General features: G+C 52.0%; 22 protein-coding genes and 4 tRNA genes. 15 read left to right on the forward strand and 11 right to left on the reverse strand.

Going from position 1 to position 23297, the window contains the following annotated elements; genetic code table 11:
* Positions 1-90: 90 nt before the first annotated feature.
* The 3 genes from JQR86_RS15090 to JQR86_RS15100 form a co-directional block, all read right to left on the reverse strand.
* Positions 91-166 (reverse strand) — tRNA-Thr (locus JQR86_RS15090).
* Positions 167-199: 33 nt separating this feature from the next.
* Complete coding sequence (locus JQR86_RS15095; protein WP_407362916.1) at positions 200-1927, reverse strand: O-antigen ligase family protein; 1728 nt, start codon at positions 1925-1927, stop codon at positions 200-202.
* Between the two features lie 53 nt (positions 1928-1980).
* A complete protein-coding gene (locus tag JQR86_RS15100; protein ID WP_407362915.1) occupies positions 1981-2373 on the reverse strand; it encodes a pilin in 393 nt (130 codons plus the stop codon).
* Between the two features lie 219 nt (positions 2374-2592).
* Between JQR86_RS15100 and pilB the strand changes: the two genes are divergently transcribed.
* From pilB to yacG, 5 genes are all read left to right on the forward strand, one after another.
* The gene (gene pilB, locus JQR86_RS15105) at positions 2593-4278 is read left to right on the forward strand and encodes a type IV-A pilus assembly ATPase PilB (protein WP_434153828.1); all 1686 of its coding nucleotides are present in this window, start codon (positions 2593-2595) and stop codon (positions 4276-4278) included.
* A 131-nt stretch (positions 4279-4409) separates the two neighbouring features.
* Positions 4410-5627: a type II secretion system F family protein gene (locus JQR86_RS15110; protein WP_434153829.1), complete on the forward strand. Its 1218-nt coding sequence runs from the start codon at positions 4410-4412 to the stop codon at positions 5625-5627.
* Complete coding sequence (locus JQR86_RS15115) at positions 5627-6496, forward strand: prepilin peptidase (protein ID WP_434153831.1); 870 nt, start codon at positions 5627-5629, stop codon at positions 6494-6496. The genes JQR86_RS15110 and JQR86_RS15115 overlap by 1 nt, the downstream gene beginning before the upstream one ends.
* A complete protein-coding gene (coaE, locus tag JQR86_RS15120; RefSeq protein WP_434153833.1) occupies positions 6496-7110 on the forward strand; it encodes a dephospho-CoA kinase in 615 nt (204 codons plus the stop codon). The genes JQR86_RS15115 and coaE overlap by 1 nt, the downstream gene beginning before the upstream one ends.
* Positions 7103-7306 (forward strand): DNA gyrase inhibitor YacG, encoded by a 204-nt coding sequence (gene yacG / locus JQR86_RS15125; protein WP_010797204.1) that lies wholly within the window; start codon positions 7103-7105, stop codon positions 7304-7306. The genes coaE and yacG overlap by 8 nt, the downstream gene beginning before the upstream one ends.
* A 90-nt stretch (positions 7307-7396) precedes the next feature.
* Here the strand turns inward: yacG and JQR86_RS15130 are convergent, their stop codons facing one another.
* The gene (locus tag JQR86_RS15130; protein ID WP_434153834.1) at positions 7397-7870 is read right to left on the reverse strand and encodes an FAD/FMN-containing dehydrogenase; all 474 of its coding nucleotides are present in this window, start codon (positions 7868-7870) and stop codon (positions 7397-7399) included.
* 203 nt (positions 7871-8073) lie between these two features.
* Between JQR86_RS15130 and JQR86_RS15135 the strand changes: the two genes are divergently transcribed.
* Together JQR86_RS15135 and JQR86_RS15140 are read left to right on the forward strand one after the other, a co-directional pair.
* Complete coding sequence (locus tag JQR86_RS15135; protein WP_122043370.1) at positions 8074-8556, forward strand: MOSC domain-containing protein; 483 nt, start codon at positions 8074-8076, stop codon at positions 8554-8556.
* Positions 8557-8661: 105 nt separating this feature from the next.
* Positions 8662-9960 (forward strand): NAD(P)/FAD-dependent oxidoreductase, encoded by a 1299-nt coding sequence (locus JQR86_RS15140; RefSeq protein ID WP_434153835.1) that lies wholly within the window; start codon positions 8662-8664, stop codon positions 9958-9960.
* A 187-nt stretch (positions 9961-10147) separates the two neighbouring features.
* Here the strand turns inward: JQR86_RS15140 and JQR86_RS15145 are convergent.
* The 6 genes from JQR86_RS15145 to rluD all read right to left on the reverse strand — a co-directional run bounded on the left by JQR86_RS15145 (position 10148) and on the right by rluD (position 14987).
* Positions 10148-10223, reverse strand: a tRNA-Lys gene (locus JQR86_RS15145).
* A gap of 6 nt (positions 10224-10229) precedes the next feature.
* A tRNA-Pro gene (locus JQR86_RS15150) sits at positions 10230-10306 on the reverse strand.
* 10 nt (positions 10307-10316) lie between these two features.
* Positions 10317-10392: transfer RNA gene (locus tag JQR86_RS15155), tRNA-Asn, on the reverse strand.
* A gap of 191 nt (positions 10393-10583) precedes the next feature.
* A complete protein-coding gene (clpB, locus tag JQR86_RS15160) occupies positions 10584-13148 on the reverse strand; it encodes an ATP-dependent chaperone ClpB (RefSeq protein WP_286788383.1) in 2565 nt (854 codons plus the stop codon).
* A 136-nt stretch (positions 13149-13284) separates the two neighbouring features.
* A complete protein-coding gene (gene pgeF / locus JQR86_RS15165; protein ID WP_434153836.1) occupies positions 13285-14028 on the reverse strand; it encodes a peptidoglycan editing factor PgeF in 744 nt (247 codons plus the stop codon).
* Positions 14025-14987 carry a 23S rRNA pseudouridine(1911/1915/1917) synthase RluD gene (rluD, locus tag JQR86_RS15170; RefSeq protein ID WP_434153837.1) on the reverse strand — a complete coding sequence of 321 codons (963 nt, stop codon included), beginning with the start codon at positions 14985-14987 and terminating at the stop codon, positions 14025-14027. The genes pgeF and rluD overlap by 4 nt, the downstream gene beginning before the upstream one ends.
* A gap of 157 nt (positions 14988-15144) precedes the next feature.
* Here rluD and JQR86_RS15175 point away from each other — a divergent pair, with 157 nt between their 5' ends.
* From JQR86_RS15175 to JQR86_RS15190, 4 genes are all read left to right on the forward strand, one after another.
* Positions 15145-16158: an outer membrane protein assembly factor BamD gene (locus JQR86_RS15175; protein WP_010797197.1), complete on the forward strand. Its 1014-nt coding sequence runs from the start codon at positions 15145-15147 to the stop codon at positions 16156-16158.
* Between the two features lie 216 nt (positions 16159-16374).
* The gene (locus JQR86_RS15180; RefSeq protein ID WP_239381792.1) at positions 16375-16614 is read left to right on the forward strand and encodes a PP0621 family protein; all 240 of its coding nucleotides are present in this window, start codon (positions 16375-16377) and stop codon (positions 16612-16614) included.
* Positions 16604-18187: a sensor histidine kinase gene (locus JQR86_RS15185; protein WP_407362910.1), complete on the forward strand. Its 1584-nt coding sequence runs from the start codon at positions 16604-16606 to the stop codon at positions 18185-18187. Before JQR86_RS15180 ends, JQR86_RS15185 begins: the two co-directional genes overlap by 11 nt.
* 2 nt (positions 18188-18189) lie before the next feature.
* Positions 18190-19530, forward strand: a complete 1341-nt coding sequence (locus JQR86_RS15190) for a sigma-54-dependent transcriptional regulator (RefSeq protein WP_407362909.1) — start codon at positions 18190-18192, stop codon at positions 19528-19530.
* On the opposite strand, the gene thiO is transcribed toward JQR86_RS15190, so the two are convergent.
* Positions 19531-20640 carry a glycine oxidase ThiO gene (thiO, locus tag JQR86_RS15195; protein ID WP_407362908.1) on the reverse strand — a complete coding sequence of 370 codons (1110 nt, stop codon included), beginning with the start codon at positions 20638-20640 and terminating at the stop codon, positions 19531-19533.
* A 98-nt stretch (positions 20641-20738) separates the two neighbouring features.
* Between thiO and JQR86_RS15200 the strand changes: the two genes are divergently transcribed.
* The 4 genes from JQR86_RS15200 to JQR86_RS15215 all read left to right on the forward strand — a co-directional run bounded on the left by JQR86_RS15200 (position 20739) and on the right by JQR86_RS15215 (position 23291).
* Positions 20739-21251 (forward strand): GspH/FimT family pseudopilin, encoded by a 513-nt coding sequence (locus tag JQR86_RS15200; protein ID WP_407362907.1) that lies wholly within the window; start codon positions 20739-20741, stop codon positions 21249-21251.
* A 92-nt stretch (positions 21252-21343) separates the two neighbouring features.
* Positions 21344-21868, forward strand: coding sequence for a GspH/FimT family pseudopilin (locus JQR86_RS15205; RefSeq protein ID WP_407362906.1), 525 nt, complete (start codon positions 21344-21346; stop codon positions 21866-21868).
* Between the two features lie 32 nt (positions 21869-21900).
* Entirely contained in the window at positions 21901-22488 is a 588-nt protein-coding gene (gene pilV / locus JQR86_RS15210) for a type IV pilus modification protein PilV (protein WP_407362905.1), read from the forward strand.
* Positions 22485-23291: a PilW family protein gene (locus tag JQR86_RS15215; protein ID WP_407362904.1), complete on the forward strand. Its 807-nt coding sequence runs from the start codon at positions 22485-22487 to the stop codon at positions 23289-23291. The genes pilV and JQR86_RS15215 overlap by 4 nt, the downstream gene beginning before the upstream one ends.
* Positions 23292-23297 lie beyond the last annotated feature (6 nt).

A 23297-nucleotide genomic window follows, 5' to 3' on the forward strand; every position in this document is an offset into this window, starting at 1 on the left:
ATTAGGAAAAATATAAAATCCAAAGTAAATTTCCCGCTCCGTAAAGAATTACAACCACTAAAACTTTGCGATGACCTAAACAGATAAAAATGGTGCCGATGATAGGAGTCGAACCTACAACCTTCGCATTACGAATGCGCTGCTCTACCAACTGAGCTACACCGGCACTTGGGAAATCTAGCATAGCCTACTTTTCGTTTCAAATAGGAACAAGGATTTCATTCAATATTTTCTCTGCCCCCGTACCCTTGATTCCAATTATTTTCGTAAGATATTCACGAGCAATATTTACTCTTGAGGGGTAAATCCTTACCAATGCTTCAGCTATTCTTTTTAACTCAGACTCTTTTTGCTCAATTCCAAGCACTTCAAGTCTTTTTATAAGAACCAAATCGAAAGGTTTCCAATCCATTAAAGAGCTGGTTACTTTCTCATAATAATCAGTGTCATTAGCCAGCCCCGTAGAAACAGACAACTCTAGAACCTGCATATCTCTACCCCATAAAGGATCGCTTGTAGCGATACGCAGATCGTAAGCCTGCAGCGAATCGCTTACCCCACTTCCATATCGCATAACCTTTCTATATATATCAAGAGAAGAAACAATCAAGCAAATACAGGTTAAGCAAAGTGCTACTATCACCACAAGTATGGAAACTTCTGAAGGCTTTTTAACACAGCGACCGCCAACAAGCGGACTTATAAAAAAAACCAGCAAAACAGCGAAATGAATATACCAAAGCGCATATTCAAGCAGCGCATTAACACTGAATACACCAGTAACGGATAAACCCAGCCACCACTCTTTGCTTTTCTCTATTCTCAAGAGCCTTAAAGATAAAGCAATAAAAAAAACAAAGAAAGCAAGAAATCCAACCGCACCAAATTCTGCCAAAACTTGGCCCAAAATGTTATGGCTATGGGTGGCCAAAGTCTCCTCTGTCACAGCCCAAGGATATTTGACCCCCATCCAAAAACTATTAACAGCATATTGGCCATAGCCAACACCTAAAATTGGGCTATCCAAAAACATAAGAAAGGCTTTATGCATCTCTGATGGTCTAAAACCGAGCGCTGCATAATCACGCTGCATATCACCCAGCCCCTTTCTCTGAATATATCCCATATCGTAAAGAATAGGCTGAAGAAGGGAGTCTATATAACTATAAAGCGGAACAGCCAAAAGCAAAGCAAGGAAAACACAAAAAGTACGACCCGAAAGATTATAACTCTTTGACTCAAAACAGCAAAAAAACAAAACAACCAACGAAACAGCAAAGTAACCTAAAACAGCCCTAGACCCACTACCCGCAATAACATACCCAAAAAACAAAGCAACTATTACAGCAAAGCCAAAAGATGTATACCTTTTCAAAAAAAGATATACATTTGAGAGAAAAGCGATATACATATATATTGCTAGAAGATTAGCTTGAGCAATTGTACCAGTCATTCGATCTTGGGCAACTCCCATCCAAGCTGAGAGCCACTCACCCTCTAAACCGTAATGAAAGGCAACTGCCACCAGCCCTTCTAAAAGGCCACCAAAAACAATAACGCCAGCTATAAAAGCATAATACTGTTCATTGCCACTCAACCAGAATGCAATCTGAGCAGCCATTACTAAAATGGCAAAGTAAATACTAATCTGCATCAGGTCCGAATGACTGATATCGCTAATTAACGACTCAAAGCACCAGACCCCCCCTAATATAAATACCAAACCAGCCAAATTACTTATAGTTAAACTTTGAAACTTAACCAAACAAAGCGCAAAACAAACAAAAACCAATGTAATTATAGTTGACGAAAAAATAGTTTCTAGAAAATTACCCAAAGGGAAAAGGTGAGCAAAAATTAAGAAAGGAAACACCAAAATCAGAAAAAAAACTGTTAACTTACTTGAATTCAAGAAGAACTTATTCATACAAAATAAAAAGCCCCACATATGCAGGGCTTTTTCACCTCAAAATTCAAATATTATTGACATGTTTTGGGCTTGTAAGTATCGCCTACTGAAGAACTACATGTCCAAACACCGCTACTGCTTCTGGCCAAAGTAATTGTGGCGGAAGCAATTTGCGTAGGAGCATTTCGAAGTTGGCACTGCAGCCCGCCGCTTGCTGCGATTGTAATCGAACAGTTGCCTGTCGTTGTCTGCAGACCGATATCGGTAGCTGCTGTAGGAACTACCCCTTCGTTTACCGACTGCTCATAAGCAGTTTTACCTGCAGAAATCTCAGCTAAACCAGCAGCAACTTTAGCGCGTGCTTGATAGTTAGAATAAGCAGGTAAAGCAATAGCCGCCAGAATACCAATGATCGCTACAACGATCATCAATTCAATAAGAGTAAAACCTTTTTGAGCTTTCATGCTTGTCTCCAGTAGAAGAAGTAGGCTCAACATGCCTGACTCTCCTTAAGCATTCAGCGTGCCAACCGCTTAGATCACAGTATTTGTGTGAAATAGATTCCTTGCCGCTTCGCCTACATGGCAAGTACTGACAATAATTGTCACGCAAAAGTGCGTATTTGATAGGACGGCTTTCGACTGCTATAAGGCAGGCATCGCTTGCAGTTATCGGCCTGTCTTATGAATGATTTAGCGCCCCTCTCTGGTCTTGCCCGTCAGCTTGTTTTGGCGGAGCTACTGGATGAAAAAACGGCTCAAAGCGCGGTTGCGCAGAGCAAGGTCAGTAAAGTCCCATTGGTGACGCACCTGGTCCAGAATCGCCTCGTTAAAAGCCGGGCGATTGCGGAGCTGTCTGCTGAACAATTCGGCTTGGCGTTTTTAGACCTCAGCGCAGTTGATAAGGAGTCCTTGCCCAAGGAGATCGTGAGCGAGAAATTGATGCAGCAGCATCACTTTCTGCCGCTCGCCAAACGTGGCAATAAGCTTTTTATTGGCATATCCGACCCAACCAATCAGCAAGCGATCAATGATATTCAGTTCAGCACAGGGCTGACTGCCGAACCCATACTGGTTGAGGATGACAAGCTCCATAACGCCATTGACCAATACTTGGATAATGGCACCGGCGGGCTTGATCTTGGTGATATTGACCTCGATATCGAGATTAATACAGAAGAAGAGAAAAAATCTGAAGTAGACGCGGACGATGCCCCAGTTGTTCGCTTCGTCAACAAAATGCTGCTCGATGCCATTAAGCGCGGCTCTTCTGATTTGCACTTCGAGCCGTACGAAAAGATGTACCGAGTACGCTTCCGTACCGATGGCGTCATGCATGAAATGGCACGCCCGCCTATTCAGCTGGCCCCACGCATTTCGGCCCGCCTAAAGGTGATGGCGAGCATGGATATCTCTGAACGCCGCAAGCCGCAGGACGGTCGGGTAAAGCTCAAGGTTTCCAAAAACAAGTCCATCGATTTTCGTGTCAACACGCTTCCAACCCTGTGGGGCGAGAAGATCGTGATGCGTATTCTTGACCCCTCTAGCGCCCAGATGGGTATTGATGCACTGGGCTATGAAGAGCGCCAGAAAGAGCTGTATATGGAGGCGCTTAGCCAACCGCAGGGCATGATTCTGGTAACCGGCCCTACCGGCTCTGGTAAGACCGTATCGCTATACACAGGCTTGAATATCCTTAATACAGTCGACATCAATATCTCGACGGCAGAAGACCCGGTAGAGATTAACCTGGAGGGTATCAACCAGGTTAACGTCAATCCGCGTCAAGGAATGGACTTTGCCCAGGCGCTTAGAGCGTTTCTCCGTCAAGATCCTGACGTGATCATGGTGGGTGAAATCCGCGACCTTGAAACGGCAGAGATTGCAATCAAGGCTGCACAAACGGGTCACATGGTTATGTCGACGCTGCATACCAACAGCGCGGCAGAAACACTGACGCGCCTGCGGAATATGGGCGTACCTGCTTTTAACATCGCCACATCAGTCAACCTGATCATTGCCCAGCGGCTGGCACGCAAGCTGTGCCCTAAATGCAAAAAGCCATATGATGTGCCCAGGGAGACCCTGTTGAGTGAAGGCTTCCCTGAAAGCCAGATCGGCAAGTTTACGCTGTACTCACCTATTGGTTGTGAGGAATGCAATAACGGCTACCGTGGTCGCGTAGGTATTTATGAAGTTGTGAAGATCACATCTGCCATGCAAAACCTGATTATGGAAGAAGGTAACTCAATCGAGATTGCCCGTAAGGCGCGTGAAGAGGGCTTTAATGACCTACGGACATCTGGCCTGCTCAAGGCCATGCAAGGCGTAACCAGCCTGGAAGAAGTAAACCGCGTCACCAAGGACTGATTGGCGCGAACTTTGCGTGTCCACTCGATGCCCATGAAGGGCTGGTCAGTCACATGAACAAGAGTGGACGTCGTCAAACAGCAAGGCTGCACATTGACAAGACGCACTCCAGCACTTGAAGAGCGGATTGCATGGCCGACAAAGCATTAAAAATGAGCGCTTTTACCTGGGAGGGAACGGACCGTAAAGGCGTCAAGATCAAGGGCGAAATGACCGGGCTGAACCCTGCCCTGGTCAAGGCCCAACTGCGCAAGCAAGGGATTAACCCTACACGTGTACGCAAAAAATCAGTCTCGATCTTCAGCCGCGGCAAAAAGATCAAGCCGCTGGACATCGCTCTGTTCACTCGCCAGCTGGCTACCATGCTGGGGGCAGGTGTTCCTTTGCTGCAATCGTTCGACATTATCAGCGAAGGCTTTGATAACCCGAACATGCGCAAGCTGGTCGACGACATCAAGCAGGACGTGGCGGCGGGTAACAGCCTGTCTAGCTCTCTGCGCAAAAAGCCGCAGTATTTCGATGATCTTTACTGCAACCTGGTTGATGCAGGTGAGCAGTCCGGTGCGCTGGAAACGCTGCTGGATCGCGTAGCGACCTACAAAGAAAAAACCGAGCAGCTCAAGAAAAAAATCAAAAAGGCTATGACCTACCCTGCCGCGGTTGTCGTAGTAGCGATTGTGGTTTCAGCCATTCTACTGATTAAGGTTGTACCTCAGTTCCAATCCGTCTTCGAGGGCTTTGGCGCAGAGCTGCCCGCATTTACATTAATGGTAATTGGCCTTTCAGAAACCTTGCAGGAATGGTGGTTCATCGTTCTGCTGGCCCTTTTCGCTTTAGGTTTCGGCTTTCAAATGGCGCACAAACGGTCTGAAAAATTCCGCGATGCCGTTGACCGTTTTGTACTCAAAATACCTGTCGTGGGCGCCATTCTTTATAAGTCTGCGATTGCACGCTATGCACGCACCTTATCCACTACCTTTGCTGCGGGTGTACCGCTAGTAGATGCATTAGATTCGGTTTCCGGCGCTACGGGTAACGTTGTCTTCCGCAATGCGGTCGACAAGATCAAGCAAGACGTCTCGACCGGTATGCAGCTGAACTTTTCCATGCGAACCACTGCCGTGTTTACCTCTATGGCAGTGCAAATGACGGCCATTGGTGAGGAGTCGGGTGCACTGGATGAAATGCTGGATAAAGTGGCCACTTTCTATGAAGAAGAAGTGGACAACATGGTCGACAGCCTTACCGCTCTGATGGAGCCCATGATCATGGCAGTTCTGGGCGTACTGGTGGGCGGCTTGATCATCGCCATGTATCTTCCTATCTTCCAACTGGGCTCGGTTGTTTAATGGAGGCTATCGAGCTTTTGGCAACCTACCCCGCCGCGTACTTGAGCTGTGCGTTGGTACTGGGCTTATTGGTTGGCAGCTTTCTCAATGTGGTCGTACACCGGCTCCCCAAGATGCTTGAGCGGGACTGGATAGCCCAGTCTCGCCAAATGCTGGAACTACCCAGCGAAGGCGAAGCGGAACCCTATAACCTTGCCAAGCCTCACTCCCATTGCCCTCACTGCCAACATCGCATTCGGCCGTGGGAAAACATTCCTGTTATCAGCTATATCATGCTGCGCGGCAGGTGCTCCAGCTGTAAGGCGCCCATTAGTGCTCGCTATCCGCTGGTTGAACTGACGTGCGGCCTGCTTTCCCTGTTTGTCGTCTGGCATTTTGGTTTTACCTGGCAGGCAGCCAGCGCCTTGTTACTGACCTGGGGGCTGGTCGCCGCCAGCCTGATTGATGCTGATCACCAAATTCTTCCAGACGTCATTGTTCTTCCGCTGCTATGGGTTGGCTTGCTAGTTAACCAGTTTGAGTTGTTCTCTAGTCTCTCCGATGCAGTCTGGGGTGCAGCGGCGGGCTATATGAGCTTGTGGGTGGTTTTCCAGCTTTTCAGGCTGATCACAGGCAAGGAAGGCATGGGCTTTGGTGACTTCAAGCTGCTGGCCCTGCTGGGCGCCTGGGGCGGCTGGCAAATCCTGCCGCTTACGATATTGCTGTCCTCTTTAGTGGGCGCGATTCTCGGCATCATTCTGCTTCGCCTCAAGAATGCCGAAAACAGCACGCCAATACCGTTTGGGCCTTATCTAGCCATTGCGGGGTGGATTGCTTTGCTTTGGGGTGATCAAATAACAGGCATGTACCTTCACTTTGCCGGTTTTTGATGAGCAACCCTTGGATTCTCGGCCTTACGGGCGGGATTGGCAGCGGTAAAAGCGCCGCTGCCGAACATTTCGGCTCGCTGGGCATTCACACAGTAGATGCTGATCACGCGGCCCGCTGGGTGGTAGAGCCTGGCCAGCCCGCTCTTGAGCAGATCGCTCTGCATTTTGGCGGCGATATTCTGCTCGATGATGGCCGCCTGAATCGCCCAGGGCTGCGTGCTCGCATATTCGCTATCCCCGAAGAGAGGCGCTGGCTGGAGTCGTTATTACACCCTTTGATCCGTCAGGAAATCATTCGGGCATTAAACGAAGCCACATCGCCCTATGCCGTTCTGGTTTCCCCTTTGCTTATCGAATCAGGCCAGACGCAGCTTACCCAACGGGTACTTGTCGTAGATGTGCCGGAAGTTTTGCAGCTCGAACGCGCCATGCGGCGCGATCAGGCTGACGAGACACAGATCAAGGCCATCCTTCAGGCGCAAATGAAGCGAGCCGAGCGCTTGAAACACGCGGATGATGTTCTCATTAATGACGGGACGCTCGCGCAGCTACACGAGCATGTCGAACGCCTGCATCACTTTTATCTCACCCTACAAGGAGGCAAGCATGCCTAAGCCACCTTTAACCGTAGATTGCCCTACGTGCGGCGCTCCCGTGGAGTGGAGCGAGGCCAGCCCCAACCGCCCCTTCTGTTCAGACCGCTGCAAACTAATAGACCTGGGCGCCTGGGCAGCAGAGGAGCACGCCATTCCCGGCAACGATCTGGAAGACGATTTGTTTTCAGAAGACATGCCACGCCGGGACCATTAAACCACTGCTCCATGGTGTCCTATACTGACCATTTTCGCCACACTTGGCTTTAAGCCGAAGCGCTCAATAACGTTTCGGCTAGCGCCTCCCTTATTTGGCCTTGGCCTTTAACGCATCTTTCAGCCCTTCGGCAGAATCAAACTCTCGCTGTCCTACGAAACGGCCATGATCCAGCATGAGCCAAAGAACCTTTTCCTTGTCACCAGGGTAACGGGGCGCCACCCGCCCTTCATGATCCAATAGCACGCGGTAGTTATAGTCACGCATGGCAGGAATGGCGAACAACGCCGATATTACCTTGGGCATCTGACTGATATCAGCCAGGAAGGCTACCTTGTTAGCCTCTAGATAGCCCTTGGGCTGATCCTTCAAAGCCGCCTTCACGAGATTTGCACCAGTCATGCTGCGAGCAACCAGCAAAACCTGCAGATCATCGTCCAGCGTATAAGGCTGGTCGTTCTGATCCAACAGCGTCCAGGGTGCAAGGCGCTCTCCTGGCGCCAGTGCCCAGGTCAATCCGGGCAGTAAAGCAATCAGCAATAGCACAGAGCGCAAGACGCGCATGGAGCCTCCAGTTACTGGTTCAAAGAGTGAAAACTGTATCAGCGAGCAGCGCCAGGGTGACTGGCATTTCGCTGTCATCGCTGTAAAAATATTCACGCCTGTCATTTTTCAATGTAAGCAGAACATCTGCCGCAGATCCGCAAGCCTCCTCCAGAGCAAGGGCGTTGTACGCCGCCACCCTACTATCGTAATAGGCCCACCTGATGATACCGCTAAAAGAGCTTTTGGCAGCTGTGCCTCAAACGGGAATCGTACAGTGGATGGGTGTCCGCCCCGCCGCTCGAGCAGAGATGATCATTGTTGATGCTGTTGAGGCTCGCCGCGAGGCTGGCTTGACGGGCGACCATACCCGCCCCAGCCCACGCAATGCACGTCAGGTCACGCTTATCCAGTGGGAGCATCTGGCAGTTGTCAGCGCGCTCATCGGACGATCGCTTGAACCTCAGGATTTGCGCCGCAATATAGCAGTCACAGGTATTAACCTTTTCAGCCTTAAAAATCGCCGCTTTCAGATCGGTCAGGCCATTTTCGAAACAACCGGCTGGTGCCAGCCATGCGCTCGCCTGGAAGAGCGCCTAGGGCCGGGCACGTTTCAAGCAATGCGTGGCCACGGTGGAATCACTGCCCGCATCTTGAGCGGCGGAATTATTAGAGTCGGCGATACCGTAAGCGTCATCGACGACTAACCCAACGAATTACTTCATACGAGCCGCCTCATCAGCGGCTCGTATCACCGCAGGCACCTTGGCTGCCCGCGCCAAAGAATTCCAACACTATGAGTATTAAACACCATGACACATCGAATCGTAATCGTCGGCGGCGGCGCTGGGGGCTTGGAGCTGGCTACCCGCCTGGGCAGAAAGTTCGGTAAGCGCAACCAGGCACATGTCACGTTGGTCGATGCCAACCTGACCCATATCTGGAAGCCGCTCATGCATGAAATCGCCGCAGGCTCCCTGAATTCCTCAGCCGACGAACTCAACTATGTCGCCCAGGCCAAATGGAATCACTTTGAGTTTCAGCTAGGTCGCCTGACTGGCCTGGACAGAGCAAATAAGCGCATTCGTCTTGCACCTATCACCGACGAGCAAGGCAAGGAAGTTCTCGCTGAGCGAACCATGCCCTATGACACGCTCGTTATTTCCATCGGCAGTAAAACAAACGACTTCGGCACGCCTGGCGCTGCAGAGCACTGCCTGTTTCTGGATACCCGCGCCCAGGCCGAGCGCTTTCATCAGCAGCTGCTCAATCAATATCTGCATGCTCAGGCAAGCAGTGAAACGGCAGCGCCCATTGATATCGCGATTGTTGGCGCTGGTGCCACGGGCGTGGAGCTGGCGGCAGAACTTCGCAATACCGCTCAACAGTTGGTCTCCTACGGCTTGAATCGTATTCGCCCGGAAGACCTTCGCATCACGATCATCGAAGCAGGCCCACGTGTATTGCCGGTATTACCCGAACGCATTGGAGAGCCGGTCGCTCAACAGCTGCAGAAACTAGGCGTCCGCCTCATGACGGGCGCAGCCGTAAGCTCTATTACGGAAGACGGCCTGACCACCAAGAGCGGCGAATTCATTCCCGCCAAGCTTAAGGTATGGGCAGCTGGCATTCGTGCGCCAGAGTTTCTGGCTAATATGGACGGGCTGGAAAGCAATCGAATCAATCAGCTGGTGGTACGCCCTACGCTTCAAACCACACAGGATGATGACATCTTTGCCTTTGGTGATTGCGCGGCGTGCCCCATGTCGGGAGAGGACAATTGTAATGTCCCGCCTCGGGCACAGGCCGCCCACCAACAGGCCTCTCTGCTGGTGAAATCCATAACGGCCCGCCTGAAGGGCGAAGCGCTGCCTGAATACCACTATAAGGATTACGGCTCTCTGATCTCGCTTTCGCGTTATTCAGCCGTGGGCAACCTGATGGGCAATCTGACCGGGAACGTCATGCTGGAAGGCTGGCTGGCGCGCATGTTTTACGTGTCACTCTATCGGCTGCACCAGCGGGCGCTCTATGGAAACTTCAGAACCTTGCTGCTGATCATTAGCGATCACTTGGGCCATACACTCAAGCCAAGGCTAAAGCTGCATTAAATGGTAGATGCCCTGTTTGTAAGGTGCAGGCAGGGCACAAAACCCTGGACATGACGAATTTGCACAAAGCAAATAGCGCTGCGCCAAACAAATGTGTGCTGAAAAGAAGAAGATTTTAAAACGAGACACAGCGAAGAACTCGCTGCTTAGCAGAAATGCTTAAGAGGTTAACGCTTGGAGAAGAAAGTGGTGGGTCGTGTAGGATTCGAACCTACGACCAATTGGTTAAAAGCCAACTGCTCTACCGACTGAGCTAACGACCCACTTAATGGTCGGGGTAGGGGGATTCGAACTCCCGACATCCTGCTCCCAAAGCAGGCGCGCTACCGGGCTGCGCTATACCCCGACAAGGAAGTTGGCTCCGCGACCTGGACTCGAACCAGGGACCCAATGATTAACAGTCATTTGCTCTACCGACTGAGCTATCGCGGAACTTCTAAGCTTCCAATCTCAACCTTTGCTCTTCAGCGTTAAGCTGCGCTGCATCAGCTGAGGTGCGCCATTTTACGGGTATTGATTCCTGTGTCAACACCCTTTAGTAAATTTTATTGCAAAAAATTCATGCACTTAAGATACGCCTCGTCTGGAAACGCAAAGGGCGCCTTAAGGCGCCCTTTAGTAGACTAAGCAAATACGATGTCGTCGCCTTCTACCCTCGCCTCTATCTTGCTGCCTGGAACAAATTGCCCAGACAGAATCTGCTGGGCAAGAGGGTTCTCGATCCAGCGCTGAATGGCACGCTTCAAGGGACGTGCCCCATAGACAGGGTCGTAACCTACTGCAACCAGCTTGTTCATTGCCTCTGCCGAAAGCGCCAGATCCAACTCGCGCTCAGCCAGACGCTGACGCAGGCGGCTCAATTGAATATCAGCGATACCAGCGATCTGATCACGTCCGAGCGGTTCGAACACAACCACCTCGTCGATACGGTTGATGAACTCCGGCCGGAAGTGGGCCGACACCGCATCCATGACAGCAGCACGCTGAGCCTCTTGGTCGCCAACCAACTCCTGTATTTGCGCTGACCCTAGGTTCGAAGTCATGACGACAACCGCATTACGGAAGTCGACAGTACGCCCTTGGCTATCAGTCAGGCGGCCATCGTCCAGCACTTGCAGCAGGATATTGAAGACATCCGGATGCGCCTTTTCCACTTCGTCCAGCAGAACCACGGAGTATGGCTTACGCCGCACCGCCTCGGTGAGATAGCCACCTTCCTCATAGCCGACATATCCCGGAGGCGCACCAATCAGACGGGCAACGGAATGTTTCTCCATGAACTCAGACATGTCGATACGAATCATGGCGTCTTCTGTATCGAATAAGAACTCAGCCAACGCTTTGCAAAGCTCGGTCTTACCTACCCCGGTTGGGCCCAGGAACAGGAACGACCCGCTCGGCCGATTCGGATCAGCCAATCCTGCACGCGAGCGTCTAACGGCGTTCGCTACCGCCGTCACCGCCTCATTCTGCCCAATGACACGCTGATGAAGCGCATCTTCCATGCGCAGCAGCTTGTCACGCTCGCCTTCGAGCATTTTGCTGACCGGAATGCCCGTCCACTTGGAGACCACTTCAGCAATTTCGTCCTCGGTCACCTTGTTGCGCAGCAGCTGGTTGGCCGGCTTTTCATGCTGGTCCACCATCTGCAGGCTACGCTCAAGGTCAGGAATGACGCCGTATTGCAATTCTGCCATACGGTTGAGATCACCCTTCCGGCGCGCCAACTCAAGCTCCTGCTTGGCTTGCTCAATCTTCTGCTGCAATTGCGCAGAGCCTTGAACCTCCGCCTTCTCAGCCTTCCAGACCTCTTCCAGATCGGCATACTCCTGCTCAAGCCGGGCGATGTCTTCACGCAGCTTGCCAAGACGCTTCAGGGCACCTTCGTCACTTTCTTTCTTGAGCGCTTCCTGCTCAACCTTCAGCTGGATCAAACGACGCTCCAGGCGGTCAAGCGCTTCGGGCTTGGAGTCGATTTCCATCCGAATACGGCTTGCGGCCTCGTCGATCAGGTCAATTGCCTTGTCGGGCAGTTGCCGATCCGTAATGTAGCGATGCGACAGCTTGGCGGCCGCAATGATGGCCCCATCAGTAATCGCGACCTTGTGATGCACTTCATACCGCTCTTTCAAGCCGCGCAGGATCGCAATGGTATCCTCCTCGCTCGGCTCATCGACCAGGACTTTCTGGAAACGACGCTCCAAGGCGGCGTCCTTTTCAATGTACTGGCGATACTCGTCAAGCGTGGTAGCGCCTACACAATGCAGCTCGCCGCGGGCCAATGCAGGCTTGAGCATGTTACCTGCGTCCATGGCGCCTTCCGCCTTACCGGCACCCACCATGGTATGGAGCTCATCGATAAAGAGGATGACACGCCCTTCCTGCTTGGAAAGCTCATTCAACACCCCCTTGAGGCGCTCCTCGAACTCTCCCCGGAATTTGGCACCAGCAATCAGAGATCCCATGTCCAGGGCTAACAGACGCTTATCCTTCAGGCCATCGGGCACTTCACCGTTGACGATCCGCTGAGCCAGCCCTTCAACAATGGCTGTTTTACCAACGCCCGGCTCACCGATCAGCACCGGGTTATTCTTGGTACGGCGCTGCAGAACCTGGATAGTGCGGCGAATCTCGTCGTCACGACCGATCACAGGGTCAAGCTTGCCCTCCTCCGCGCGCTTGGTAAGGTCAACCGTAAACTTATCCAACGCCTGACGGGACTCCTCAGCATTAGGATCGTTGACAGCGTCACCGCCGCGCAGGTTGTTGACGGCATTTTCCAGAGCCTTACGGGAAACACCCTGCGCCAGCAGTATCTTGCCAAGCTTGGTGTTCTCGTCCATAGCAGACAGCAGCACCAGTTCGCTTGAAATGAATTGGTCTCCCTTCTGCTGAGCCAGCCGATCGGCCTGATTCAACAGACGAGCCAGATCCTGAGACAGGCTGACATCCCCGGTAGGGTTCTGAATCTTTGGCAGACTGTCCAACTCCTTGGTCAGGGCCTGGCGGAGCATCTGAATATCAAAGCCGACCTGACGAAGCAGCGGCAGAATCGAACCGCCCTGCTGATCCAGCAAGGCAGAAAAAAGATGCACGGGCTCGATGGCCGGATGGTCATGTCCCACCGCGAGGGATTGGGCGTCGGCCAACGCAAGTTGCAATTTACTGGTTAAACGGTCAATTCGCATGATTATGTCCTTTATATGAGCGCGGGTCAGGGACGCACCATAAAAAGCGTCACAACGATTACCCGCCGAGATGCCTCTTACATAAGGACAATTCTGCTCGATTCAAGCGCTGGCCATTTGACCTGGATCAGTCGGATTACGCCTCATCCAGAGGTTGGGTCAGCCAGATCAGGCTGGCCAGGCGCCCTGTCTGCGAGGAGCGCCTAAAGGAATAAAATCGCGCAGTGTCGGTATACGTGCACCATCCGCCACCGTAGATGGCATCAATGCCGATGGATGCCAGCCGCAACCGCGCCAGCTGGTAAATATCCGCCATGAAGCGTCCGTCATTGACGCTGGGTTTGAAGGCTGTTTTTGCCCGGGAATGCTCTGACACGAACGCCTCGCGCACTTCAGCCCCAACTTCAAAGGCGTCAGGACCGATTGCAGGCCCAAACCACACCAGGATATCTTGAGGGCTCGACTCAAGCGACGCAGCCGTTGCTTCGAGCACACCACTTACCAGCCCTCGCCATCCGGCATGAGCAGCCGCGACACGCGTCCCTTGCCGATTACAAAAAAAGACAGGTAGGCAGTCTGCCGTCATGATCGTTGCAGCAATGCCAGTCGTCGACGTCCAGGAGGCATCAGCCTCAAGCACTTGGGCCGGATCAGCCTCAACGACAGAAATCCCATGCACCTGCTTTAGCCAGGCGGGTCGACACCCTAGCGAGTCGACCAACCGTTGCCGATTTTCCGCCACGGCGGCCGGATCATCCTGTACATGATCGCCCAGATTAAGGCTCTGATAAGGGCCATGACTGACGCCCCCTGACCGAGTCGTAACGCAGCCTCTCACATTGGCAGGCGCAGGCCAGTCGGGAATCAGCCAATCATTCATCCGGTAAACGCCTCTCGATCCTGACGCAAAAGGCTGAGCAGCCAGACGATATCCTCAGGCAGAGGAGACTCCCAGCTCATACGCTCCCCCGTCACCGGGTGATCGAGCTCCAGGAAGCGGGCGTGCAGCGCCTGTCGAGGAAACTCTCGAAGCGTCTTGACCAGTGTTGGGTTGGTAGCAGGCGGAATTCGGAAACGCCCGCTGTATACCGGGTCCCCTACCAGCGGAAAGCCAATGTGAGTCATATGGACCCGTATCTGGTGGGTTCTGCCAGTCTCCAGCTTGACGCGCACATGCGTATAGGCCCGGAATCGATCCAGGACACGATAATGGCTGACCGCCGGCTTTCCTCCGGCAACCACAGCCATTTGCTGGCGCCGTTGGGAGTGACGGCCTATAGGCGCATCTACCGTACCGCCGGAAACCACCACGCCCGCTACAACCGCCTCATAAATACGACTGACGGAGCGCGCCTGAAGCTGGGCCACCAGATTGGTTTGCGCTTCCAGAGTCTTGGCGACGACCATCAGGCCGGTCGTATCCTTGTCCAGACGATGGACAATACCGGCACGGGGCACGTTTGCCAGCGACGGTACATGATGGAGTAAGGCATTGAGGAGCGTACCATCGGCATGGCCTGCCGCAGGATGGACGACCAGCCCGGCAGGCTTGTCCAGCACGAGCAAATGATCGTCCTCATAGACGATATTGAGCTCGATATCCTGCGCTACCCAATCGCCCTGCGCTTCTCGCTCCGCGCGCAAGGACAGTACGGCGCCGCCATGCACCAGATCACGTGGACGCAGGACCGCGCCATCAACAGTTAGGCTGCCTTCCTTGATCCAGGACGACAGGCGAGAACGGGAATATTCAGAGAACAGCTGAGCCGCTACCTGGTCGAGACGCTGACCGCCGAGTTCTGTAGGCACTTCGGCGTTGAGTTGGATAATATCGGACATAGCAGCCAACAAAGGCGTGTAGCTTTTGGTTTCAGCCACACGCTGTGGTTAAATACGAAAACTTTTTGCCCTGGCATGATGTTCATGCCGGGTTGTTCATCATAACAGGACGGTTCCGGCTCCGTCAGCCGACCGTTTCAGGGAACGCAAAGCCGCCATGCAATTGAAGCACCTGCTGCTGATCGCCAGCCTCGCCCTCACCGCTGCCTGTTCCTCCAAAGCACCTGAAGTGGCAGAAAACCTGAGCGAAACCGAGCTCTACAAGCAAGCTCAGGAAGATTTGAACAACAACAACTACAACCAGGCTGTCAGCAAACTCAAGGCTCTTGAGTCCCGCTACCCGTTTGGCCGTTACGCAGATCAGTCTCAGCTTGAGCTTATCTATGCCAATTACAAGAACGGAGAGCCTGAAGCTGCCCGTACATCGGCAGACCGCTTCATTCGTCTGCACCCCCAGCATCCAAATGTCGACTACGCCTACTACATGAAAGGTGTAGCATCCTTTGAACAGGACCGCAGTCTTCTGGCGCGCTTCCTACCATTGGATATGACCAAGCGTGACCCGGGTGCTGCCCGTGACTCATTCAATGACTTTGCTCAGTTCACCAGTCGTTTTCCAAACAGCCGGTACGCACCTGACGCCAAGGCGCGCATGACCTATCTGCGCAACCTGCTGGCAGCGTATGAAGTCCATGTGGCCGATTACTACCTGCGCCGCAAGGCTTATGTCGCTGCGGCCAACCGTGGTCGTTATGTTGTCGAAAACTTTCAGGGCACCCCATCGGTAGGGGATGGCTTGGCAGTCATGACTGAGGCCTATCAGCATCTGGGCCTCAACGACCTGGCAGCTACCAGCCTGGAAACGCTGAAAATGAACTATCCGGACAACCCAAGCCTGGATAACGGTGAGTTCAAACCCAAGCAGCGTAGCGAAGATGATCGCTCATGGCTGGCACGCGCAACCCTCGGTTTGGTTGATCGCCCCAGCGAGCCGCTTCCGCCAGGCGAGACACGAGCTGCTCAGGATGTACAGCGCCAATACGAAGATGCGAAGCGTGAAATTCCTCAGGAGCTGCTTCCAGAGAATCAACCTGCGCCTGGAGAGGCCGAAAATCCTGATGCTCCGCGTCGCTCATGGTTCAGCCGTCTGACGTTTGGTCTTTTCGACTGATGCGAACCTGAACAAAAAAGGAGGCTTTAAGCCTCCTTTTTATTTACTCCTGAAGGTCCGCAAAATAAGACACCTCATTCATATGAAGACCATGATGAGGTATAACGCTTCAACGGCCATCACACGCTGTGATGGAGTTTACTTTTGCAGTCTTCTAATGTGCCGTAACACCCGAAACGAATTTTGTAACGGCCGTACTACTATTTAGAGAACACTATGGGTTTGTTTCGCCTGCTTTTCTGGCTAGCTCTGATTATCGCTGTTGTATGGCTGTGCCGCCGCCTGCTACAGGCGAAACCACAGAAGTCACAGAAAACACGCCTAGCCAAACCACAGCCAATGGTTCGCTGCGGTCACTGCGGGGTACACATTCCTCGCGATAAAGCCCTACCCCACGGGGAGCTCTGGTTCTGCTGCCAAGATCACTTACAAAAAAGCCTGAGCAGTGAGCGCTGATTTTTTTCATTACAACCTGCAGGACAGTCGTATCCTGAGGTTGTATCACTACTACCGGGTCATTGTCGGGCTGGTTTTTATCCTTCTGGTTTCCACCAATCTGGACGACAACCTTCTGAAGGTAACCGAGGGTAAAAACTTTGTGGTCGGCAGCTGGATTTACCTAGCGGGTAATATCCTGGCGATTTTTCTACCACCACTGCGCAAGCAAAAACAGATCTTTGCCCTGGCTCTAGTGGATATCGGGCTGCTGACCTATCTCATGTACAGCGCTGGCGGTACACCGAGTGGTATTGGCAACCTCATCATCATTACCGTATCGATCGCCAACATTCTTCTCGTTGGGCGTATTGGAATTCTGCTGGCGGCCCTGGCTACCCTTGCCCTCATTTATGCCACCGCCTATAGAACGCTTAGCCTTCCCTCAGAGGCCAATCAGTATGTTCAGGCGGGAGGCCTGGGCGCACTGTGCTTTGCCGCCGCATTTCTGGTGCAAAGTCTCGTCAGCCGACTGTCCAAAAGCCAGACTCTGGCAGAAGAGCGGGCGCACGTTGTTGCCGATCTGGAAAATCTGAATGCGCTGATCCTGGACCGTATGCGCACCGGCATTCTGGTTCTGGACTCAAGAATGGCACCTATTCTAGCCAACCCTGCCGCTCGAGAGCTGCTCGGTCATCCAGAACTCGATACCGGGGAGTTGAATGATCAATGCCCCGAATTGATGGACCGGCTACAACAGTGGGAAAGGAACCGGACGCTTCGTCCTGCACCCATGCAAGCGTTCAGCGAAGGCCCACTGATCCAGCCCAGCTTCGTCCCCATCCAACGGAGCGGCAATCAGCATATTCTGATTTTTCTGGAAAACATTTCCCGTATTGCTCAGCAGGCCCAGCAGCTAAAGCTTGCATCATTGGGACGCCTCACGGCGGGCATTGCCCATGAAATTCGCAACCCGCTGGGGGCCATAAGCCACGCGGCACAGCTTCTTCAGGAATCAGAAGTACTCGATCAGCATGATCTTCGCCTGGCCCAGATCATTCAGGATCACTCCCGGCGCATGAACATCATCATCGAGAATGTCCTGCAACTGTCCAGACGCCGCCAGGCAGAGCCCCAACTGCTGGACCTCAAGTACTGGGTGCACCGCTTTGCGGGTGAATTCAGAACCACTCTACGTGAGCAACAGCTTGTCTATGTGCAAACGACATCAGGTACGATACAGACCCGCATGGACCCTAGCCAGCTGACTCAGGTGCTAACCAACCTCGTTCAAAATGGCCTACGCCATAGCAGCAAGCTGCACGGCAAGGGACAAGTGTGGCTGGATCTCTTCCGTGACCCCGACTCAGACCTTCCCATATTGGATGTCATTGATGATGGGCCAGGTGTACCTGAAGACCAGATCACCAACCTTTTCGAACCCTTCTTTACCACCGAAAGCAAAGGAACCGGGCTCGGCCTCTATATTTCCCGCGAATTATGCGAGAGTAACCAGGCCCGCCTCGACTACCGCCAGCAGGAACAAGGCGGCTGCTTCCGCATTACCTTTGCCCATCCGCGCAAGTTGAGCTGAACATGAATCGACAGAAAGTCCTGATCGTTGATGACGAACCCGATATCCGAGAGCTGTTAGAAATTACATTGGGTCGCATGAAGCTCGACACCTTTAGCGCAAAGAACGTGAAAGACGCAAAGGATCTGCTGGCTCGAGAATCCTTTGACTTGTGTCTGACCGACATGCGTCTTCCAGATGGCTCCGGTGTTGATCTTGTGCAATACATCCAGCAGAAATATCCAAATGTTCCTGTAGCCATGATTACCGCTTTTGGAAGTCTGGATACAGCCATCCAGGCATTGAAAGCGGGCGCCTTCGATTACCTGACCAAACCTGTTGATCTTCCTCGGCTCCGAGAGCTTGTAAGCACCGCCTTACGCCTGAGCAGCTCAGCGCCTGCCCCCATCAAGGTGGCAGATCACAGGCTGCTGGGTGACTCACCGCCCATGCGTACGCTACGGGCCCAGATCGGCAAACTCGCTCGCAGCCAGGCGCCCGTCTATATCAGCGGTGAATCCGGCAGCGGTAAAGAGCTGGTCGCCCGACTGATTCACGAGCAAGGCCCTCGTGCGGATCGCCCCTTTATTCCGGTCAACTGTGGCGCCATTCCATCGGAGCTGATGGAAAGCGAGTTTTTTGGTCACAAAAAAGGCAGCTTTACGGGCGCCATTGAAGACAAACAGGGCCTATTCCAGGCCGCTCAGGGCGGTACTTTATTTCTGGATGAAGTCGCCGATCTGCCGCTAGCCATGCAGGTAAAACTGCTTCGTGCCATTCAGGAAAAGGCTGTACGCCCCGTCGGCGGGCAGCAGGAAGTAGCGCTGGATGTACGGATACTAAGTGCCACACATAAAGATCTGGCCGCCGAAGTAGCCGCTGATCGCTTCCGGCAAGACTTGTTTTATCGCCTCAACGTCATCGAACTTCGTGTCCCTCCGCTACGTGAACGACGCGAAGACATTGCGGAACTGTGCTCGACTATCCTGAAGCGTCTCGCCAAGGAATCACAGCAGGATCTGGCCCAGCTGACAGATGATGCTCTCGCCAAACTCAAGAGCTATCGCTTTCCGGGTAATGTTCGCGAGTTGGAGAACATGCTTGAGCGAGCCTATACTCTTTGTGAAGACAACCTGATCAAACCAAGCGATTTGCGTCTTGCAGATACTCCTCAGTCGTCCAGCGCTGGCGAAACCAGTCTGGCCAACATCAGTAATCTTGAGGATTACTTGGAAGAGATCGAGCGAAAGCTGATCATGCAAGCGCTTGAGGAGACGCGCTGGAACCGTACAGCCGCCGCTGAACGGCTCGGGCTTTCCTTCCGCTCGATGCGGTATCGCCTGAAAAAGCTGGGCATCGATTGATTACACGTAGCTGATCTCCAGCCGTGAATCCGGCAGATAAGGTGCCGGATCGATGATAGGCGCCTCCCCTGTGATCAGATTAGTCAACAGCTGGCAGGAGGCAGGCGCCAAAACCAAACCGTTACGATAATGACCGCAGTTGAGCCACAAGCCAGGCCGCGCGGATACTGGGCCAATATAGGGAATGCCTTCAGGCGATCCTGGTCGTAGCCCAGCCCAATGAGCGACCATTGGGCTACCTTCCAGTGCAGGCAACAGCTCGATGGCTGAACGCAAAAGACTTTCGTGCGCTGCCTGGGTAGGCTTCTTGTCAAAGCCTGCATGCTCCAATGTACTGCCTACCAGAATATGCCCATCTCGCCGCGGGATGGCATAGCGCCCTTTAGCCAGCACCATACTGGGCAGAAAATCATCTGCGCACTTGAATAGCATCATCTGGCCCTTAACCGGCTCGACAGGCAAGCTGATGCCAACGCTCTTCAATAACGAGCCGCTCCATGCTCCCACTGAAACCACAACATGCCTAGACTGGACGGCAATGCCATCCACATAGACACCGGTGACAGCGTCCCCTTCCTGAAGAAATGCCTGCACTTCGCTTCCAGTCTTTATGGTTACGTTGGGCATAGCCGCCAGAGCGGCTTGAAGGGACTTAACCAGCCGCGGGTTTCTGACATTAGCCACATCCGCCATATAAATAGCCTTCTTGAAGCCCTCCCCTAATACCGGAACGTGGGAATAGACCTCTTGAATAGGTACCGAGGCCAGAGGCCGTTGTTTGTCTTTGGCCCAGGCAAGCGCCTCAGCTTCATCATCAAGATCCAGCCAATACAACCCTGTTACATGGACTTCAGGATCTACACCTGTCCTTTCGAAAAGCTGAGCACCAAGTTCCGGGTAGAAGTCTTGAGACCAATGCGCCAACGCGGTGACGGGAGCGCTGTAGCGCCAAGGATAAAGTGGAGAAACGATACCGCCGCCGGCCCAGGAGGCCTCCTGACCAAGCTCTGCTCTTTCCAGAAGCAAGACGCTTTGCCCTGCCAAGGCGAGCTGCAAAGTCGAAAGCAGGCCAATAACGCCCCCACCAATGATCGCCACGTCAAAAACCACGTCACACCCCGCGCGATGCCACATTGACATCAAAAGTCAAAAAATAATCAAATTTCATTCAGCCAGGAAGGCTTGTATTGATAAGAATGGATTCGCTTATGAGCAACAAATATTCAGGATTTTCGCTAATAGAAATATTATTCGTATTAATTTTAGTCGCTACATTGTCAAGCTTTTCAATAGCGCCGCTCCAGAATTTTCTAAACAAGAGCAAAATGGAAGCTCTAGCAAATAACCTGTATACAGATATCGTTAGCGCTCGCCATATAAGTATTCAAAAAAACAAAAGAATCGTTGTATGCCCACTTCTTGAGTCTGGCAAATGTGGTACGGACTGGAGCAAGGGATGGCAAATCATGGACGATTTAGGCGTAATACAAATTCGCTATTCTGACACCAAAAGCAAGATAACTACGTCAAGGACAGAACCGCAAATAGTTTTCCAGCCTATAGGTACTAGCTTAGGCCATAACAACACCTTTCTAATCTGTGATGCGGATAGCAACGTTACGTGGCGGCTGATCTTAAATAACCAGGGTCGTCTCCGACAAGTTAAAGGAGCTGATCCTTTACAACACGCTGGTTCATGCAGCACTTCCCCTTCAGATTGACCGACTATCCCATAGAGGAATCCAATTGTCCCTCAGCCTGCGACAGCCCCTAAACGTCAAGCAATAATTCAATGTCCTGATGGGAGAATCGTATGCTGTTTTTGAGAAGGAGCTCAGGCTTCACTCTGATTGAGCTTGTTGTCACCGTTGCTATCTTGGCTATCGTAGCTACGATAGCCATGCCTTCTATGGGCTATTTCATAGTAAAGCAAAGGGTTTCTAGCGATGCCTCAGAGCTTTACGGCTTTTTGATGCTTGCAAGAGCCGAAGCGACTAAACGGAATGCACAGATCAGTCTAATCCCTCGCCAAGACTCTTCAAATGGATGGAGTGCAGGTTGGTGTATTGGTCCCAGCAGTATTAACAGCTGTAACGATGCAAGCGTAATAAGATCGTACGAAGCCTCGGGGAAAACCCAGATAAATAGCGCTTACCTCAGCTCGTCGAACCGGCTGACCTTCAGAAGAGATGGAACGCTGTTGGGAGGGGTAAGCGCGAACTCATTCAAAGTCAGCTCTGATGCCCTAAAACAAAGTGAGACTGATGCTCGCTGCATTACTATCAATGCAGTAGGGCAAGCCTCTTTACGTGCAGCGCAACCCAACGTGCAGTGCTAAGGAAAGACATGACGCAAGGCTGCCTCATCTCTATGAACAAAGAAAAAGGACTCTCCTTAATTGAAGTTCTTGTCACTTTATTAATATTTACTATTGGTTTACTAGGCCTTGCAACTCTGCAACTGAATGCCCTGAAAAGCACTGCTGACAGCAATCAGCGATCCCAAGCTACTTGGCTCCTACAGGATCTCGCGGAGCGAATGAGGGCAAACGATTCCTTTGCATCCAATGCATCGGACACTGTTTCTGCGTATACAGAAACACCTAATTGCACGGCACTTCCATCGCCTATCTGCGCTGATCATTACGATCCTATTAGTGGTGCAAAAGTTAACGCCTCTAGCTGCGATGCTGTACAAATGGCTAAATTTGATCGATGGGAAGCACAGTGCTCTTACGCAGCGAGCAGCGCATATTCAGAAAACAGTGTTGCAGCTTCCGCTCGTTACAATAGTAGAGACTTCATAAGCGCACCCTCATCTGGAAGCCCAGTCACTGTAACTGAACTCAAGACGGGTCTCTATAAGTTGAACGCTTCTTGGAAGGGAAAAGGTGACGACAGCGCAAACAGAAGTGCGGGGTCGGAAAAACTTTCAGCTGAAGTAACCGTGACGCCATGAATACAGACTACCGTTTCCAAAACCAGCAAAAAGGGCTTTCTATTGTCGAGTTAATGATAGCGCTTACGCTAAGCCTTATCTTACTTGCAGGGGTGATACAGGTTTTCTTATCGACACGTCAAACTTATCAAACTAATGAAGTCATTTCACGGATGCAGGAAAATGGCAGATTCGCCCTTGATTTCATGACCAGAAGCGTTCGCTTAGGAGGGTACTTAGACCCCAGCTCGGCATTACCTAAGCCTGCCGGAATTGAGGGGGGCTGTAACGTTATGGCGGGTGAAATCCCTCGTTGCACTGTAAACGGCGCAGGTAATACATCAGATACACTGGCAGTCGCTTATCAAGTACCTGAAGATCCGACTGATAATAATAAAAGAAGAGATTGCGCAGGTAAGGAGCTAACAGGCGCCAACACAGAAAAGGTATTAGTGAACGTTTTTTTTGTTGAAGATGGCTCCCTGAAATGCAGCTCCTATATAAAGGGAAACTCTTCATTTTCTTGGTTTAGCCAAAAACAATCACTTGTTAATGGCATAGACAGAATTCAAATTTTGTATGGTTTAGGTAGTGGGACAGATACAGTCAAACAGTACGTCTCAGCTGATCGAATAGAAGAGACAGGTAATTGGTCAGATATAAAAACTGTAAGAATCGCTGTACTGGCCAATTCAGGTGCACCAAGCAAACCAGCAGCGCCCCAAAAAGATTATTATTTATTGGATAGTCCGCCTGTATCGCCAAACGACGGATATGTACGCCAGATATTTACAACGACCGTTCAACTCAAGAACACCTATTAAGGAAAA

Source organism: Pseudomonas sp. JZ134, assembly GCF_051027695.1.
GTDB classification, from domain to species: domain Bacteria; phylum Pseudomonadota; class Gammaproteobacteria; order Pseudomonadales; family Pseudomonadaceae; genus Chryseomonas; species Chryseomonas luteola.

Bases quoted from the DNA above. Each gene is read 5' to 3' on its own strand.
- JQR86_RS15095 (WP_407362916.1), bottom strand. From the start codon at position 1,927: ATGAATAAGTTCTTCTTGAATTCAAGTAAGTTAACAGTTTTTTTTCTG.
- JQR86_RS15100 (WP_407362915.1), bottom strand. From the start codon at position 2,373: ATGAAAGCTCAAAAAGGTTTTACTCTTATTGAATTGATGATCGTTGTA.
- pilB (WP_434153828.1), top strand. From the start codon at position 2,593: ATGAATGATTTAGCGCCCCTCTCTGGTCTTGCCCGTCAGCTTGTTTTG.
- JQR86_RS15110 (WP_434153829.1), top strand. From the start codon at position 4,410: ATGGCCGACAAAGCATTAAAAATGAGCGCTTTTACCTGGGAGGGAACG.
- JQR86_RS15115 (WP_434153831.1), top strand. From the start codon at position 5,627: ATGGAGGCTATCGAGCTTTTGGCAACCTACCCCGCCGCGTACTTGAGC.
- coaE (WP_434153833.1), top strand. From the start codon at position 6,496: ATGAGCAACCCTTGGATTCTCGGCCTTACGGGCGGGATTGGCAGCGGT.
- yacG (WP_010797204.1), top strand. From the start codon at position 7,103: ATGCCTAAGCCACCTTTAACCGTAGATTGCCCTACGTGCGGCGCTCCC.
- JQR86_RS15130 (WP_434153834.1), bottom strand. From the start codon at position 7,870: ATGCGCGTCTTGCGCTCTGTGCTATTGCTGATTGCTTTACTGCCCGGA.
- JQR86_RS15135 (WP_122043370.1), top strand. From the start codon at position 8,074: ATGATACCGCTAAAAGAGCTTTTGGCAGCTGTGCCTCAAACGGGAATC.
- JQR86_RS15140 (WP_434153835.1), top strand. From the start codon at position 8,662: ATGACACATCGAATCGTAATCGTCGGCGGCGGCGCTGGGGGCTTGGAG.
- clpB (WP_286788383.1), bottom strand. From the start codon at position 13,148: ATGCGAATTGACCGTTTAACCAGTAAATTGCAACTTGCGTTGGCCGAC.
- pgeF (WP_434153836.1), bottom strand. From the start codon at position 14,028: ATGAATGATTGGCTGATTCCCGACTGGCCTGCGCCTGCCAATGTGAGA.
- rluD (WP_434153837.1), bottom strand. From the start codon at position 14,987: ATGTCCGATATTATCCAACTCAACGCCGAAGTGCCTACAGAACTCGGC.
- JQR86_RS15175 (WP_010797197.1), top strand. From the start codon at position 15,145: ATGCAATTGAAGCACCTGCTGCTGATCGCCAGCCTCGCCCTCACCGCT.
- JQR86_RS15180 (WP_239381792.1), top strand. From the start codon at position 16,375: ATGGGTTTGTTTCGCCTGCTTTTCTGGCTAGCTCTGATTATCGCTGTT.
- JQR86_RS15190 (WP_407362909.1), top strand. From the start codon at position 18,190: ATGAATCGACAGAAAGTCCTGATCGTTGATGACGAACCCGATATCCGA.
- JQR86_RS15200 (WP_407362907.1), top strand. From the start codon at position 20,739: ATGAGCAACAAATATTCAGGATTTTCGCTAATAGAAATATTATTCGTA.
- JQR86_RS15205 (WP_407362906.1), top strand. From the start codon at position 21,344: ATGCTGTTTTTGAGAAGGAGCTCAGGCTTCACTCTGATTGAGCTTGTT.
- pilV (WP_407362905.1), top strand. From the start codon at position 21,901: ATGAACAAAGAAAAAGGACTCTCCTTAATTGAAGTTCTTGTCACTTTA.
- JQR86_RS15215 (WP_407362904.1), top strand. From the start codon at position 22,485: ATGAATACAGACTACCGTTTCCAAAACCAGCAAAAAGGGCTTTCTATT.